The 15,667-nt window shown below is 59.6% G+C and carries 13 protein-coding genes and 1 tRNA gene; 8 read left to right on the forward strand and 6 right to left on the reverse strand.

Annotated elements, in window-relative coordinates; all coding sequences use genetic code 11:
• The first annotated feature begins 11 nt into the window (after positions 1 to 11).
• The 6 genes from WC421_05125 to WC421_05150 are packed head-to-tail and all read left to right on the forward strand — an operon-like array spanning position 12 to position 6,400.
• A complete protein-coding gene (locus tag WC421_05125; GenBank protein ID MFA5161607.1) occupies positions 12 to 1,532 on the forward strand; it encodes a PfkB family carbohydrate kinase in 1,521 nt (506 codons plus the stop codon).
• Positions 1,529 to 2,593 carry a radical SAM/SPASM domain-containing protein gene (locus WC421_05130; protein ID MFA5161608.1) on the forward strand — a complete coding sequence of 355 codons (1,065 nt, stop codon included), beginning with the start codon at positions 1,529 to 1,531 and terminating at the stop codon, positions 2,591 to 2,593. Before WC421_05125 ends, WC421_05130 begins: the two co-directional genes overlap by 4 nt.
• The gene (locus WC421_05135; GenBank protein ID MFA5161609.1) at positions 2,590 to 3,552 is read left to right on the forward strand and encodes a thiamine pyrophosphate-dependent dehydrogenase E1 component subunit alpha; all 963 of its coding nucleotides are present in this window, start codon (positions 2,590 to 2,592) and stop codon (positions 3,550 to 3,552) included. The genes WC421_05130 and WC421_05135 overlap by 4 nt, the downstream gene beginning before the upstream one ends.
• Positions 3,527 to 4,570 carry a pyruvate dehydrogenase complex E1 component subunit beta gene (locus tag WC421_05140; GenBank protein MFA5161610.1) on the forward strand — a complete coding sequence of 348 codons (1,044 nt, stop codon included), beginning with the start codon at positions 3,527 to 3,529 and terminating at the stop codon, positions 4,568 to 4,570. Before WC421_05135 ends, WC421_05140 begins: the two co-directional genes overlap by 26 nt.
• A complete protein-coding gene (locus tag WC421_05145; protein MFA5161611.1) occupies positions 4,555 to 5,316 on the forward strand; it encodes a glycosyltransferase family 2 protein in 762 nt (253 codons plus the stop codon). The genes WC421_05140 and WC421_05145 overlap by 16 nt, the downstream gene beginning before the upstream one ends.
• Positions 5,279 to 6,400 (forward strand): radical SAM protein, encoded by a 1,122-nt coding sequence (locus WC421_05150; GenBank protein MFA5161612.1) that lies wholly within the window; start codon positions 5,279 to 5,281, stop codon positions 6,398 to 6,400. The genes WC421_05145 and WC421_05150 overlap by 38 nt, the downstream gene beginning before the upstream one ends.
• Here WC421_05150 and WC421_05155 read toward each other — a convergent pair.
• From WC421_05155 to WC421_05175, 5 genes are read right to left on the reverse strand one after another with little or no spacing between them, the layout of a single operon-like run.
• On the reverse strand, positions 6,397 to 7,698 hold the full coding sequence (locus WC421_05155) for a hypothetical protein (GenBank protein MFA5161613.1): 1,302 nt from the start codon (positions 7,696 to 7,698) through the stop codon (positions 6,397 to 6,399). The genes WC421_05150 and WC421_05155 overlap by 4 nt on opposite strands.
• The gene (locus WC421_05160; protein ID MFA5161614.1) at positions 7,685 to 8,482 is read right to left on the reverse strand and encodes a hypothetical protein; all 798 of its coding nucleotides are present in this window, start codon (positions 8,480 to 8,482) and stop codon (positions 7,685 to 7,687) included. The genes WC421_05155 and WC421_05160 overlap by 14 nt, the downstream gene beginning before the upstream one ends.
• The gene (locus WC421_05165) at positions 8,479 to 10,170 is read right to left on the reverse strand and encodes a FecR domain-containing protein (protein MFA5161615.1); all 1,692 of its coding nucleotides are present in this window, start codon (positions 10,168 to 10,170) and stop codon (positions 8,479 to 8,481) included. The genes WC421_05160 and WC421_05165 overlap by 4 nt, the downstream gene beginning before the upstream one ends.
• A gap of 4 nt (positions 10,171 to 10,174) precedes the next feature.
• A complete protein-coding gene (locus WC421_05170; protein ID MFA5161616.1) occupies positions 10,175 to 11,782 on the reverse strand; it encodes an ATP-binding protein in 1,608 nt (535 codons plus the stop codon).
• A gap of 1 nt (position 11,783) precedes the next feature.
• Positions 11,784 to 12,647, reverse strand: coding sequence for a hypothetical protein (locus tag WC421_05175; protein MFA5161617.1), 864 nt, complete (start codon positions 12,645 to 12,647; stop codon positions 11,784 to 11,786).
• 154 nt (positions 12,648 to 12,801) lie between these two features.
• On the opposite strand from WC421_05175, the gene thrS reads away from it, so the two are divergent.
• On the forward strand, positions 12,802 to 14,565 hold the full coding sequence (gene thrS, locus WC421_05180; GenBank protein MFA5161618.1) for a threonine--tRNA ligase: 1,764 nt from the start codon (positions 12,802 to 12,804) through the stop codon (positions 14,563 to 14,565).
• A gap of 318 nt (positions 14,566 to 14,883) precedes the next feature.
• On the opposite strand, the gene WC421_05185 is transcribed toward thrS, so the two are convergent.
• A tRNA-Gly gene (locus WC421_05185) sits at positions 14,884 to 14,957 on the reverse strand.
• Positions 14,958 to 15,215: 258 nt separating this feature from the next.
• On the opposite strand from WC421_05185, the gene WC421_05190 reads away from it, so the two are divergent.
• Positions 15,216 to 15,617, forward strand: a complete 402-nt coding sequence (locus WC421_05190) for a hypothetical protein (GenBank protein MFA5161619.1) — start codon at positions 15,216 to 15,218, stop codon at positions 15,615 to 15,617.
• Positions 15,618 to 15,667 lie beyond the last annotated feature (50 nt).

The raw sequence follows: 15,667 nt of genomic DNA on the forward strand, positions 1-15,667 counted from the left end.
ATATTGATACCATGCCGGCAAACAAGCTGAAAACCATCCGCCAACTGGCGCAATTGCGCGCGGCGCTGGGCGCGAAGGGAAAAAAGGTCGCGCTCTGCCACGGGGTGTTTGACCTCGTGCATCCGGGGCATATCAAGCATCTGGAGGCCGCCCGGCGGCAGGCGGACGCGCTTTTTGTCACCGTAACGCCGGACCGGCATGTCAACAAAGGCCCGGGGAGGCCGGTTTTCAGCCAGCAGCTGCGCGCGCAGTCGCTTGCCGCGCTGGAGCCGGTCAGCTATGTGGCCGTCAACGAATGGCCCACCGCGGTGGAGACAATCGCCGCCATAAAACCGGATTTTTATTTCAAAGGCTCCGAATACGCCGACCACGGGCGCGACATCACCGGCGGAATCGCAAAAGAGGAGGCGGCGGCCCGTTCCTGCGGAGCCGAAATCCGCTACACCGGCGAGATAACATTCAGCTCCACGGAGCTGCTGAATAAATTTTTCGGGGTATTCTCGCCGGAGGAGGAGGCTTTCCTGAACGGCTTCCGGCGCAAATACTCGGCGCAGGACGCCATAGCGATGATTCAGGGCGCGCGCGGCATGAAGGCGCTGGTGGTGGGCGACGCGATTATAGACGAATACCACTACTGCCGGGGCCTTGGCAAGCCGCCGAAAGACAATATCATCTCGGCCAAGTTCATCCGGGAGGAGCGTTTCGCCGGCGGCGCGCTGGCCTGCGCCAACCATCTGGCCGGGATTTGCGGGCGGGTGGATCTGCTGACCTGCCTGGGCGCGCGCGATTCGTGCGAGGATTTCGCGCGCGCGAAACTGGCGCGCAACGTGCGCCCGGTATTTTTCCGGCGCGAAAACGGGCGCACCACGATAAAACGGCGTTTCGTGGACGAGGCCTTCCTCTCCAAACTCTTTGAGATAGAGATTATTGACGATACCCCCCTTCCGCCGAAAACCGACGACGCGATAGCTAGGCATTTATCCAAAATAATCGGCGGCTACGATTTGGTGCTGGTCTCGGATTTCGGGCACGGGCTTATATCGCCGCAACTGCTGAAAATTCTGGAGCGGGCGAAGTTTCTCGCGCTCAACGCGCAGACCAATTCCGCAAATGCGGGCTACAATCTTGTGACAAAATACCGCCGCGCCGATTATATCTGCGTGGACGAGCCTGAAATCCGCCTGGCCGCGCGCGACCGCTACGGCGACCTGAAAAATATCGTCAAAAGCATCTCGCGCGGCATGAAATGCCGCCGTGTCTGCATAACGCGCGGCCATAACGGCGCGCTTGCGCGGGACGCGAAAACAGGCTTTGCGGAAGTTCCCGCTTTCGCCAAAAACATAGTGGACCGGGTGGGGGCGGGGGATTCTTTTCTGGCTTTCACCGCGCCGCTGGCCGCCTCCGGCGCGCCAGCGGACATGCTGGCTTTCATCGGCAGCGCGGCGGCGGCAATCAAGGTGGGCATTGTCTGCAACCGGGAGCCGGTGAACCCTGTCTCGCTGTGCAAGTTCATAAACACCCTGCTTAAATGAACTACGGAATAGATTCTCACAAGCTGGCTTTTCACCCGGAACGGGTGGCGGCATGGCGCGCGGGAAAAGACATTTTCCCGATATACGCGGAAATTTCGCCCTCCGGGGCCTGCAATCACCGCTGCGTCTACTGCGCGCTGGATTTCATGGAATACAAGCCGCGCATGATTGACGCGGACATTCTTAAAAAACGATTGTCCGAGATGGGGCGGCTGGGGCTTAAAAGCGCGATGTTCGCGGGCGAGGGGGAGCCTTTCCTGCACCCCCGCATGGCGGAGATAACCGAGCATTGCGTCAAATCCGGCGTGGACGCGGCTTTCACCACAAACGCCGTGCCGCTGCGCCGCGATATAACAGAGCGCATTCTGCCGGTAACCTCCTGGATAAAAGCCAGCGTCAACGGCGGCACGGCAAAAACTTATGCCGCCATTCACCGGACAAAGCCGGAGGATTTTGAGAAGGCGTTTTCCAACATGGCCTATGCGGCGGAGTTAAAACGGAGGCGCGGCTATCGCTGCGCGCTGGGAATGCAAATGATTCTGCTGCCGGAAAACGAGGGCGAGGCCGTCCTGCTGGCGAAAAAGGCCAAAGCCGCGGGGATGAATTATCTGGTCATAAAGCCGTATTCGCAGCATCCGCAGAGCAGAACACGCCGATACGCGGACGTGAAATACTCCGGCGGACAGAAGCTGGCGGCGGCTCTGGAAAAAATCGCCTCGGCGGAATTTTCGGTTATTTTCCGCAGCCGCGCGATGGAGAAATGGGATGCCGCCGAAAAGCCGTACTGCCGCTGCCTCGCGCTGCCGTTCTGGACATACATAGATTCCGGCGGCAATGTGTGGGGCTGCAGCATGTTTCTGGGCAAAAAAGAGTTTTATTACGGCAACATAAACGAAAGTTCTTTTTCAAAAATATGGAAAGGCGCGGAGCGGAAAAAATCGCTGGCTTATGCGGCGGGCAAGCTGGACGCCCGGCATTGCCGTGTCAACTGCCGGATGGACGAAATCAACCGCTACCTCTGGAATCTCAAAACCCCGCCGGAGCATGTGAATTTCATATGAGAAAGGAAATCCGGCTGGCCCTGCTGGAAAAGATGCTGGAAATACGGCTGTTTGAGGAGAAAATAATCTCCGCCTATCCCCGGCAGGACATGAAAACGCCGGTGCATCTTTATGTGGGGCAGGAGGCCATCGCCGCCGGAGTTTGCGCCAATCTGGCGGCGGAGGATTATGTCTTCACCACTCACCGCAACCACGGCCATCTGCTTGCCAAAGGCGCGGATATGAAGGCCATTGTGGCCGAGCTTTACGGCAAGGCGTCCGGCTGCTGCGGCGGCAAGGGCGGCTCCATGCATCTGGCGGATTTTGCGGCCAACTGCCCCGGCGCAAGCGCCATTGTGGGCGGGGCGATAGCTTTGGCGGCGGGGGCGGCCCTTGCCGCTAAAATGCGCGGGGAAAAGCGGCTTGCGGTTGCGTTTTTCGGCGACGGGGCGGCGGACGAGGGGATTTTTCAGGAATCGCTCAATTTCGCCGCGCTGAAAAAGCTGCCCGTCCTGTGTGTCTGCGAGAATAATTTTTACGCCACCAATTCGCATCAGAAGGCCCGGCAGCCGGGCGCGGATATTTGCCCCCGCGCCCGCGCATTGGGCATCCCGGCGGAAAAGCCGGACGGCAACGCTGTTGAGGCGGTGCATATGGCCGCAAAGCGCGCCGTAAAGCATATCCGCGCCGGAAAGGGGCCGTATTTCCTGCAATGCGACACTTACCGGTGGAAAGGGCATGTCGGCCCGGACTGCGATTATCAGAAAGGCTGCCGCCCGAAGGCGGAGCTGGATAAATGGCTAAAACGCTGCCCGGTGGCCGCTTACCGGCGCAATTTCAGCCGGGACGAGATTGGGCGGTTGGAAGCCCGGATAAACGAAAAAATCTCCGCCGCGTGGGAGTTTGCGGAAAGCGCGCCTTATCCCGCGCCCGAAACTTTATTAAAGGACGTCTATGCCCTGGACAAAAGTCCTTCTTGACAAGGCCGATTTTGAGACGGCCATCACCAAAGCCGGGCTGCGCGGCCTGAGCTACCGCGGGGCTTTGCTGGAGGCGCAGTCGCAATTACTGGAGGCGGACAAGGCGGTGTTTTTAATCGGCGAGGGGATAGACGACGCGGGCGGGGTCTTTGGCTCCACGCTGGGGCTGGCGGAAAAATTCGGCAAGGACAGGGTGCTGGACTGCCCCATCGCCGAAAACGGGATGACGGGCGTAGCGGTTGGCGCGGCCATTTGCGGAATGCGGCCTGTTTTCATACACATGCGCATGGATTTTCTGCCCATGTGCATGGACCAGATTGCAAACCATGCCGCCAAATGGAATTACATGACCGGCGGACATGCCAATGCGCCGCTTGTCATCCGCAGCATCGTCGGGCGGGGATGGGGCTCGGCGGCGCAGCATTCGCAGGTTTTGCACGGGATGTTCAACAACATCCCGGGGCTTAAAATCGCGCTGCCCGCCACGCCTTACGACGCGAAAGGGCTTTTGATTTCGTCCGTTTACGACGGCAACCCGGTTTTGTTCTGCGAGCACCGCTGGCTCTACGAGCTTGCCGGCTACGTGCCGGCGGAGAGCTATACGGTCCCCTTCGGCAAGGCGGTTGTGCGGCGCAAGGGCAAAGATGTAACAATCGTCGCGCTTTCGCTTATGGTCTGCGAGGCGGTGCGCGCCGCTAAAATCCTTGAAGCCGAGGGCATTGAAGCCGAAATCATAGATCCGCGCACCATAAAACCGCTGGACGAGGCCGCCATACTGGAATCGGTCAAAAAAACCGGCAGGCTCGTCATCGCCGACACCGGCGTCAAAACCGGCGGCGTCTCCGGCGAGATAGCGGCTGTGGTCGCCGAAAAGGGTTTTGACCTGCTGCGCGCGCCGGTTGCCAGAATCGGCCTGCCGGACGCGCCGGCGCCCGCCAGTCCCGCGCTTGAGAAAATCTACTACCCCGGCGCGCCGGAAATAGCGGAGGCCGCAAAAAAACTATGCCGGACAAAATAGACGTCTCCGTCATAATGCCCGCGCTCAACGAGGCAAAAAATATTGAGCTTGCCGTAGGAAATTCGCTGGCCGCTTTCGCCGAATTCGGGCTTGAGGGCGAAATAATCGTCATTGACGATGGCAGCCGCGACGGCACCGGCGAAATAGTCCGCCGGTTGGCGGAAAAAGACGCCAGGGTGCGGCTGCTGCGGCATGAAACGCCGCGCGGCATAGGCGCCTCCTTCTGGGACGGCGAGGCCGCCGCGCGCGGCTCCGCCGTGGTCATGCTGCCCGGCGACAACGAGAACGACCCCTCCGAGATTTTCCGCTATCACCGCGTGCTGGAGCAGGTGGATATAGTGATACCTTTCATTTTCAACAAGCAGGCGCGCTCGCTGTTCCGCAACGGGCTTTCATTCGCCTACCGCTTCATAATCAACACGACTTTTCTGGTGAACTTCAACTACACAAACGGCACCGTGCTGTACCGCAAATCCGTGCTGGACACGTTGGATTTCCACAGCACCGGATTTTTCTTTCAGACTGATATTCTGGTCCGGCTGGTGCGGGCGGGGTATCTGTTCGCGGAAGTTCCCTACCGGCTGGGGATGAGGAAAGAGGGCGTTTCAAAAGCCGTAACATTCCCGTCGCTGATGCAGGTGATAAAAGGTTACCGGCGGCTGGCGCGGGACCAATATTTCCACAAACACCCGGCGGAGCATTATCCCGATGATTCCCAAACCCTTAAACGGCGCTCTGATTCTTGACGGCCACAAGCTGGCCTGGCACAAGGATCGCGTGGAAGCCTGGCTGCGCGGCGAGCGCATCGCCCCTGTTACCATAGACTGCGCCCTCACCCGCGCCTGCGGCTATAAATGCGTCTACTGCTACGGCCAGCTTCAGGCTAACGACGAAAAACGGATGACAAAAGACGTCATTTTCCGCTTTCTGGACGATGCGGCGGAAATAGGCGTCAAGGCCGTGAGTTTTGTAAGCGACGGCGAGTCCACCTGCTCGCCGCATTTGTATGACGCGATACTGCGCGGCAAAGCCAACGGGCTGGATATGGCGCTGGGGACCAACGGCTACCTGCTGCGCGGGGACAGGCTGGAGGAAATTCTGCCCTGCCTGACGTATCTGCGCTTTAATATTTCCGCGGGCGAGCCGCAGGCCTACCGGCAAATCATGGGCGCGCCCGAAGACGGGTTTGAGAAAGTAACCTCCATAATCCGAAAATGCGTTGAAATAAAGCGCGCGAAAAAACTGGGCGTTACCATCGGCCTGCAAATGGTGCTTATGCCGGAATTCGCGCCGCAGGTGCTGCCGCTGGCCCGGCTGGGGCGGGAACTGGGGGCGGATTATCTGGTTATCAAGCATTGCAGCGACGACGAGAACGGCGCGCTGGGCGTGGATTATTCAAAATACGCCGGGCTGGAGGAGCTGCTGCGCCAGGCCGAGGCCATGAGCGCCCCGGATTATCTGGTGAAAGTGAAATGGTCCAAGATATTAAGCGGCGGGCTGCGTTGCTATTCGCGCTGTTTCGGGCCGCCTTTCATACTGCAAATGTCCGGCTCCGGGCTGGTGGCGCCGTGCGGGATGTTATTTAATTCCAAATACTCCAAGTACCATATCGGCAATATCGCGGAGACGCCGTTCAAGCAATTATGGCAATCAGAGCGGTACTGGGAAGTGATACGGCTTATTTCCTCGCCGGAGTTTGACGCCAAAACCATGTGCGGCACCCTGTGCCTGCAACACAGCGTCAATAAATACCTGCGGCTTGTAAAAGAAATGAATATTCCGCCGGAGGGGCCGCCCGGCCCGCCGCCCGCGCACGTAAACTTCATCTAAAATGTAAGGTTGTAGGCGACGGAGATGCTGTGGCCCGTGTAATTGCAGGGCAGGTACATCTCGTAATGGTTGTTTGACGAAGCCACCACAAAAGCGTAGACCACGCGCACGTCGGCGATTTCGTTGACGGGGCGGCGCATTCCCAGGCTGAACCGGGCCAGCAGGTCCTTTTGCGTGCCGGAGAGGAAATTGTTCAGCTCGTCGCGCGGGGGGCGGTCCGAGTAAGTGCGCAGCAGCAGCGAGGCTCCGCCGAACAGGTTCCAGTCCAGGTCGTCGCCCATTTGCTTGTCCGCGGGAAGGTTCAGGTTCCATTCATTGTAGCTGTAGGCGTTCTGCACAAGCGTTATATCCGAGGCGGGGTTGAAAATATCCGGCGAGTACGCGCCGAAATACTTGTAGCGCATGAAGGACTGGTTGGAGCGGTACATGGTGTATGTCAGCGCCGGCGCAAATTCCGCGGTGCGCAGCCGCTGCCGCCTGCCCAGGCTGAAGGCTAGGCTGTAATCCCGCTGCATGTCCGCCGAATACTGCCCGTCCGCGCCGATTACCTCCTGGTTGAGGTAGCTCATCCTGCTGTAGACAATTCCGCCGAACATTCCGCGCCAGTTTGCCCGGGCCGAAAGCTGGTACAAATTCTGGTCCTCCAGCCCGCCGGTGTAGGCCGCGCTGGACGCCGCCGAAACAAACTGCGTCATCAGGTCGGTGTAGTTGGGAAATCTCAGTTGCCGGTACAGCAGCTGCGCGGTGAAGGTGCCGGCGTTTTCAAACCAGCCGAAGCGGCAGTCCGCCGCGATATGCCCGCCGAAGGAATTCATGTTGTAGAGTCCGTTGTCCCAGGATTCGTTGGCTCCCTGGCGGGAATGGCCTCTGGTAAGCGTCAGGCCGGGGCGCAGCGACCAGCGCTCGGTTATCGCGGTGCGGTATTCCAGCGAAAATGCGTGGTTTATGCCGCGCTCCTGGAACCGCGCCGCGTCGCGCTGCGGGAAAGAGGGGCCGTTGTAATCAAAGTCGTAAAGCCCGAAAAGGGTTTTGCTGCCGCTGAACCGCGTCAGAAGGCCTATTTGCGCGTCTATGTTGCCGCCGCTGAACATGTTGCCCTGGCTGGGCAGATAGACGCCCTCGCCCAGCGTCATGTTGAACCAGGGGATGAAGGTGTTTGGGCGGGTCTCCTGCGCGGAGGCCGGCATCCAAAACGAGGCAAGCGCGGCCAGGACAAGGCAGGCGAACGCGGCGCGCCCGCCGCAGCGGGCGGCTGCGGCGGAATGCAAAAATTTCAGACAGCCCCTAAAACGCGACATGGTAATTGACCACCGGATGTATCGGAATCGCGCCTTCCGGATAAATGTTGGCGCCGGCCTCCCAATGCTCGCCGTACCAGCTTATCTTGGCCGCCACGGTGTTTGTGGCCACGCCGAAATTGAGCTGCATGCTCCAGCGATGCTCGGAAGAGTCTATCTGCTCCAGCCCGACAATGAAGAATCCGTCCGCGAAATCCGAGTCAAAACTGCTGACGGGGACGCCGAAAATGCTGCGCTGCTTTTTCAGCTCCAGCCGGGCGCGCAGCCGCGAATACTTGAGGCCGTAAAACATCCGCACCCTGGGCGACATGGAGCTGGCCCCCATCAGCCCCGCGTAGTAGCCGCCGAAAAAGGCGCTGTCCATATCGTCCTTGCGCCAGCTTGCCGTCATTTGCGGCAACGGCATTATCCAGCCGCCTGCGAACGCCTCGATCTGCGGCGAATTTTCAAACAGATAGCTTTCCGGGCACAGCCGCCTTTTCACCGACAGGTTCGCCATCCCCGCCGGGAAAAGCGAGGGGGCAAGCCCGGCTTGCAGCGCGGCGGGCTGGCCGGTGGGAAGCGGGGTGGTGGCTTCCAGGTCCTGCTGGAATTCGGCCATGAAAGCCCCGGGGTCCGACAGCGCCTGCGCCGCTATCTGCCGCCCCGCGGCGTTCCAGTCTATGGCGGCGGCGGGCGCGCAGGCAAAAGCCGAGGCTGCCGCAAAAACGCGCAGCAGCCGCTCCGCCGCGCGGCATGAGAAAATCGGGCGGGGCAGATTGCGTGTGCGCGGTTCCTGTGTCATTTCAGCACGTTCTCGAACGCCGGCTGCATTTGCGCGTAGGCGGCTGCGGCGATGTCGGGTATTATCACAAGGTCTATGTTGCGGTGTCCGGAATTGAGGTTGTAGCCGGACCAGCCGGTCTTGTCCTGTGTGTCCACGGCGCTCCAGCCGGACTGGCCGCTTACGTTGGCCTTTACGTAAACCAGGGTTTCCAGCGCGGAGTCGCCGTAGAGACCGGTCAGGCTCTGTCCCGAGAGCATATCCCCCGAATGCAGCAGCGAACCTTTGCTGTTTATAAGATAGCTTTCCGTGCCCAGCCAGAGGATGTTGCCGTTGGCGGAGCAGTCCGCGCCTATGCAGTACTGCTGCGCCTGATACGAGTAGAAAGCGGACGGGTCTTCAATATTGGCCGGATTGGCGGTTCCGCTTTTCTGCGCCCAGACCAGGTCGCGTATGACGCTGCCGCCGGAGGATACCGTGCCTTTGTCCGAAACGCCGGAGTTGAAAGTGAGGTTATTTTTGGCCGCCGCGGCGTAATTGGCGAAAAGATTCATCCCGTTGTCCCAGCTTAAGGTGCCGAAAATCAGGTTGCCGCTGTCTTCCAGCCGGCCCGTGGCGGCGTCGTAATTATAACTTCCGCCCACCACAAATCTTTCGCTTATGCCGGTCTGGTTGGCGGCCAGCACCGTGGCCGACACCGCGTGAAGCGAACTGTCCCTGAACGCCATCCCCCAGTCCGACAGGTTCTGGGGCAGTTCTTTGTTGAATGTCATGTACATTGAAAGCGAGTCCAGCCGGTTTGCTGTTTCGTTTCCGTTGTTATTGTAGGCGAAGCAGTTGCCCGTGAAATCCGCGTAATCCGGCCTCTGGACCAGGCTGATGACCTGCATGGAATCCCGCGACGGGCGGAACATCTGCTGTTCCACCCGCGTCAGATTGCCGTGGATGTCTGTCATCACGCGGCCCTCGGCCATATCGCGCTCTTTGAGTATGGAAACCGACGAGCGCACCGCCGCCTCGTTTGCCGACAATGCGGCGGCATAGGCGCGCATCCTTCTTCGCTCCACGGCCTTCATCCCGAAATCGGACATGCGCTGCGAGCTGGTCAGGTTGGGTTCCCAGTCCTGGAGCAGGCCGCGCATCTGCTCGTCCGTGAGCATTTCCAGCCTGCCCTGCTGGACTGGCTTGGATATTTCGTAGCTCAGCCCCTGCGAGACGCGGAAACTGCTTTTGCCCGTGCGCGGCGGCACGCGGTAGGATAGTATCACGTCGCCGGAAACCACATAAAGCATCATCCGGCCTATGTCGTCGGCGTTTATCACGAATTCCGCGCCGGAGCCGCGCACGACGGTGTTCTCCATCCGCATTTCAAAGACCGTGGCGCTGTCCAGATGCGGCAGGCGGACCTTCACCTTGCCGTGATAAAGCATGATTCTGGTCGCCAGCTCCTGATTCTGCTCCAGCTCCAGCAGCGAATTGGGTCTTACCCATACCGTCGCGCCGCTCTCAAATTCCAACTGGGCGGAGCCATCCGCGCCGGCGCGCAGCTTGCCGTTTTCGGAAAGATAGGAACTGTTCCTTGCCGGTTGCCAGGCGTCCATTTCCAGCAGCCTGCGCTCCACCTTGCCGCCGACGGTCAGAATCTGCGCCGGGTCGGCGAAAGCGGGCGGGGCCGCAAGGCAGACGGCAAGAAAACAGGCTCGTCTCATAAATTCACAGCGGCAGCGACAGGGTGAATACCGCGCCCTTTCCCGGTTCGGATTTGACCGACACCGCCCCCCCGTGCGCCTCCGCGGTTTTTTTGACAAAGGCCAGCCCGATTCCCCAGCCCTCCACCTGGCCGGAAAAAGAGCTTTCCACCTGGTAGAATTTGTCGAAAATCTTCGCCTGCTCCTCCGGCGGTATTCCGGCGCCGTCGTCTTCAACCTCTATAAGCAGGCGGCTTTCCTCCGCGCGGGCGGAGAGTTTCACATGCTTGTCCGGCGCGGGGTTGAATTTGCGCGCGTTGTCCAGCAGGCATTCCACGGCCTTGCGCAGCAGCCGGCCGTCGCCCTGAATTTGTGGCAGCCCCTTCTGGCAGGAAAGCGAGAACATGACGCGCGGTGCCGGAAGAGGGTCTTTTGTCTCGAAATTCACGCCGGCTGCGGCGCAGTCGCGCGAGAAAAACACAGCCGCCTCCTCCAGCAGTTCGGCGGGGGCGATAGCGGTTTTACTGAGGGAGGCCGCGTCCATGTCGTCTATGGCCACGAAATTGAGTATCTGGTCTACCAGAACGGCCAGCTTGCGGCCCTGCATGTTGATGGTGTCCGCCGATTTTTTCAAAAAAGGCGGGCTGCCTTCCGGCATCTCCTCGGCCATGGTCTGCGAATAGCCGGTTATCACCGAAAGCGGTGTGCGCAGCTTGTGCGACACCAGCGAGAGGAAATTGCGCGCCAGCAGCTGCTCCGTCCTGCGCGCGGTTACATCGCGGAACAGCCACAGCCAGCCCTCGCAGAATTTTGCGTCCTTTTCCCCGTGCGAGACAAGCCGTATGGCCGAGCCTTCCAGAAAAAGTTTTTTCGGGCTTTGGCGTTCCATTTCAAAAGTTACGACATTGCCCGGCGCGGAAAGCGCGATTTCCAGCGGGGGCTTCATCGTCATGCCGGAAAAGATGTCTTTTACGCCAAGCGCCTCGTCCCGCTGCGGGAAATACTGCCTGGCCGCGTCGTTGGCCAGCAGCACCCTGCCGGCGGGATCCGTCATTATCGCGCCTTCGCTGGTGGTGGCAAACACTATGTGCAGGCGGCGCTTTTCCTCCCGCAGCGAGGAAAACAGCCGCGCATTTTCTATCGCCACCGCGGCCTGGGAGGCCAGCGCCTCAAAAGCGCGCACGTCCCTGTCTGTGAACGGTCCGTCGGCGTGGTTTACCGCCTGAAGCACGCCTATGACGCGGCCTTTCATTATCATCGGCGCCGACAGGGTGGAGCGGGTCACAAACCCCGATTTCTCGTCCACCTTGCCGCTGTGCCGCGAATCCGACGCGGCGTCGTTGGCGAGAATGGTCTTTTCCTGCTGGGCGCACAGCCCGGCATAGCCCTCGCCCAGTTTGAGGCGCATGGCCTGCACCTGCGGCGGCAGGCCCAGCGCGATGTCGAAATAAAGTTCCCCGGCTTTCTCGTCCAGCAGGTAAAGCGAGGCGCGCTCCGCCCCCGCCAGCCGGGCGGCGATGCGGATGATGTCGTTAAGCAGGTCGCCCAGTTCCAGCTTGGACGACAGCAGCCTGCCGGTGGTTACCAGCATCTCAAGGCTGTCGGCCTGGCGTCTTGTGGTCTCGTCCAGCATATCAGAACCTCACGTTGAACGCCGCCCCGTAGTAGTTGAGCGCGCCGCTGCCAGCGTTCGGGGCGACCCAGTTGTAGTTTACGTCCAGATTCGCATTGTCGGTTATCTTCGCGCGTATTCCTCCGGTAAGCGAATGCGCGCAGGGCGTGTTCACGGCGTACTCTATGTAATGGTAGCCGATTTTGACAAAAGACTGCTCGTCCTCCGGCATTGAGCGGGTGTATTCAAACCCCGCGCTCCACAGCGGCGGCGCGGTTACAGACCACAACGTCCCCAGGAAGGCGACGTTGTTCTGGTCCATCGCCAGTTCCGGCAGCGAGACATTGCGGATTCCCCGGAAATACTGGAACACGGAGGCTGTCGCCGCCAGGAAGAACTGCTTGAAGCATTCCTCCTGGAACTGCGCCTCATAAACCAGCTGCGGCAGGGTTTTCCTGGAAAACGAGCCGTCGGAAAAATTAAAAGCGGTGGTCTGCGACGCCGCCCCAAGCCCGAGCGCCCAGCGGAGCTTGATGTCTTTATCGCTGCTTGGCAGATTCCACAGACGCTGCGTATACAGCCCTGCGGCGGAGGTGGGGACCAGGCTGGTTCCGTGATAATAAAAAGGCCGCAGCACCGTTATGCCGGAGTCCGAAACGCGGTACCATGGCAGCCGCGCGGAGTACGCCTCGTCGGACAGCCAGGGGTTTTTGACGAAATTCATCTCCAGCCCCGCCACGGCGGCGGTGGAAACCGCGCCGTAGAAAGCCAGCGTCTGGTAATTGTAGCCGTCCGCCCCGAAGCCGCCCTCGGCCTTCGCCCAGTAGGCCGCGTGTGCGGGCCGCGCCACGGCCAGAGCGGCCAGAACAAAAAAGAGTTTTCTCATGTCCACCTGATTATACCCGTTTATTGATATGATTAGAACCCTGAACGGCGGTTTTTCCCTTTTTCCGCATTTTCACGCAGGCTGCCTGCGCCCGGGGGCCGGCGGCATTGGCGCCGCAAAACGGCGCTCCTCCCGATTTTGATATAATGTGTTCATGCCCAACGACGACGGTTTCATAGAAAAAATGCGCCACTCCTGCGCCCATGTGCTGGCGCAGGCCGTGCTGGAATTGTTTCCGGGAGCCAAACTCGGCATCGGCCCGTCCATAGAAAACGGATTTTATTACGATTTTGACACTACCCACCGCTTCGTGCCGGAGGATTTGCCGCGTATTGAGGAAAAAATGCGCGCCATCATCGCGGCAAAACAGCCTTTTGTCCGGTCGGACAAGCCCAAGCCGGAGGCGGAGGAGTTTTTCAACTCGCGCGGCGAGGTTTATAAAACAGAGCTTGTCTCCGCTTTGCAGGACGGGACCATCAGCTTCTACGTCAACGGCCCGTTCACCGATTTGTGCAAAGGCCCGCATCTGGAGCATACCGGCGAGATAAAGCATTTCAAGCTTGCCTCCATAGCCGGCGCCTATTGGCGCGGCGACGAGAAGCGGCCCATGCTCCAGCGCATTTACGGCCTGGCGTTTGAAACGAAAGAGGAACTGGACGCCTATATAAAGCAGCAGGAAGAAGCCGCCAAGCGCGACCACCGCAAGCTGGGCAAAGAGCTGGATATTTTCTTTTTTGACGAGGATACCGGCCCCGGCCTGCCGCTGTGGCTGCCCAACGGCGCGGCGATTATGGAGGAGCTGGAAACCCTCGCCAAGCAGACCGAGCTTGCCGCCGGCTACCAGCGGGTGCGCACGCCGCATCTGGCCAAGGAGAAAATGTATCTCACCAGCGGCCATCTGCCCTATTACGCGGACAGCATGTTCCCCCCCATGGACATAGACGGGCAGAAGTATTACCTCAAGCCCATGAACTGCCCGCACCACCACAAGATTTTCGCCGCCCGCCCGCGCAGCTACCGCGACCTGCCGCTGCGGCTGGCCGAATACGGTACCTGCTACCGCTACGAGCAATCGGGCGAGCTGTTCGGGATAATGCGGGTGCGCTCCATGCAGATGAACGACGCGCACATCTACTGCCCGCCGGAACGGTTTGAAGAGGAATTCCTGGCCGTCTGCCGAATGTACGAGGAATATTTCAAGATTTTCGGCATAGAAAGATACGTCATGCGCTTTTCCACGCACAGCGACGAAGGCCTGGGCAAAAAATACGTGGACCAGAAAGACCTCTGGCTGAAAACCGAAGCCATGTGCGAAAACGCGCTGAAAACCGGCGAGCTCAACTACGTCCGCGTTCCCAACGAGGCCGCCTTCTACGGCCCGAAAATAGACGTGCAGATATGGAGCGCCATCGGGCGCGAGTTCACGCTTGCCACCAATCAGGTGGATTTTGCGGTGCCTGCGCGCTTCGGGCTGGCCTATACCAGCCGCGAGGGCCGGGACGAAACCCCGCTCTGCATACACCGCGCCCCGCTTTCCACGCACGAGCGGTTCATCGGCTTCCTGCTGGAGCATTACGCGGGCATATTCCCGCTCTGGCTGGCGCCGGTGCAGGTTTTGATTTTATCCATCACCTCCGGCGAGGAAACCTACGCGAAGGAAATAGCCGCGCTGCTGCGCGCCGCCGGAATCCGCGTTGAGACGGATTTGCGCTCCGACAAAATCGGCATGAAGATACGCGAGGGCCATGCCCGCCGCGTGCCGTATATGGTTGTAATCGGGGGTAAAGAGGCGCAGAGCCGCACGCTCACATTAAGGCTGCGCGGCGGCAAGAACGTCAACAATCTTTCGCCGGAAGCGGTGGTAACCGCGCTCACTCAGGAAATCCGCGAAAGGAAATCCGCGCCCTCATTCGCGTAATTTCCGCATGCTGGTAACCGCGGGAAAATCAGAATTCGCCCAGGGGGAGTTGCTCCAGTTCAACGCCGGAGGCGGCTTTGACCTTGTGCCGCACCGTCTCAATGAGCTTCATGATGCCGGCGGCAGTTGCGTCGCCTGTGTCCCGCGTGCTTTTCCGACACCTGCGCGCCGCCCTCGCGCAAACCTTTCAGGCCCGCCCCGTCTATCAGTTTTGAGGCGAAATTCCCGGGTCCGGCAACCGTGTCCCGCCGCAAAACCCGGCGGTGGGTGTGTGTTCCGTGAAATAAAAAAGCAGCCCGCAAGGGCTGCCTGATAATCTGGAGCGGGCGATGGGAATCGAACCCACGTCTCAACCTTGGCAAGGTCGTGTTCTACCATTGAACCACGCCCGCGCTCTCGCCTTATTATAGCAAAAACAAAGCCGGTTGCAATGCGTCCTGAACCCGTGATACCTGCGCCGCGCCCTCGCGGTTTCATCCGGGAATTGCAGTCTGCGGCGGGAACCGGGGCGGCAGCCGGCGGGGACAGTCTGAAGCGGAATTTGGCGGGCATATCGTCCGGTATGCAGGAAAACTTCTGCACGGAATGCCACGTTTCCCGCCGCCGGATTCCGCAGGCAAGATGAAATATTCCACGACATCACCCGTTTTTTGAAAAGCTGGGGTGTATTGGCAAACGGCAGTGAAAACGGAATCAAACCACGAAACACACGAAAAGGGAATGAAAAAGTTTCCGGCAATACGGAACAGCAAAATATGGCGCTGTGTAAAAAATGGGTGATGTCGTGGAATATTCAGGTTGACAATATGCCGGGATTCCCTGTAGGATTGGCACGTGAGACTTCATATCCCGAACAGCGGGTTTCTCATGAGGCGCACACAGTGCCGGACGGCGCGGACGGTTCGAAACGGAATTTGACGGGCATCCCCGCGGGGTATGCAGGGAAACTTATGCGCAGGAATGCCCCGGCGGCCACCGCCGAATTCCGCAAGCCGACTGCGGAGAATCGGGTAAACTTGCAATATCGCTGCCAGAAAAATAATCGGCTTTGACCATAGGAGCGGAATAACATTGCGGTCTGACTGGAAAGCTGAAATTCTCC

Source organism: Elusimicrobiales bacterium (assembly GCA_041651175.1).
GTDB lineage: Bacteria > Elusimicrobiota > Elusimicrobia > Elusimicrobiales > Elusimicrobiaceae > JAQTYB01.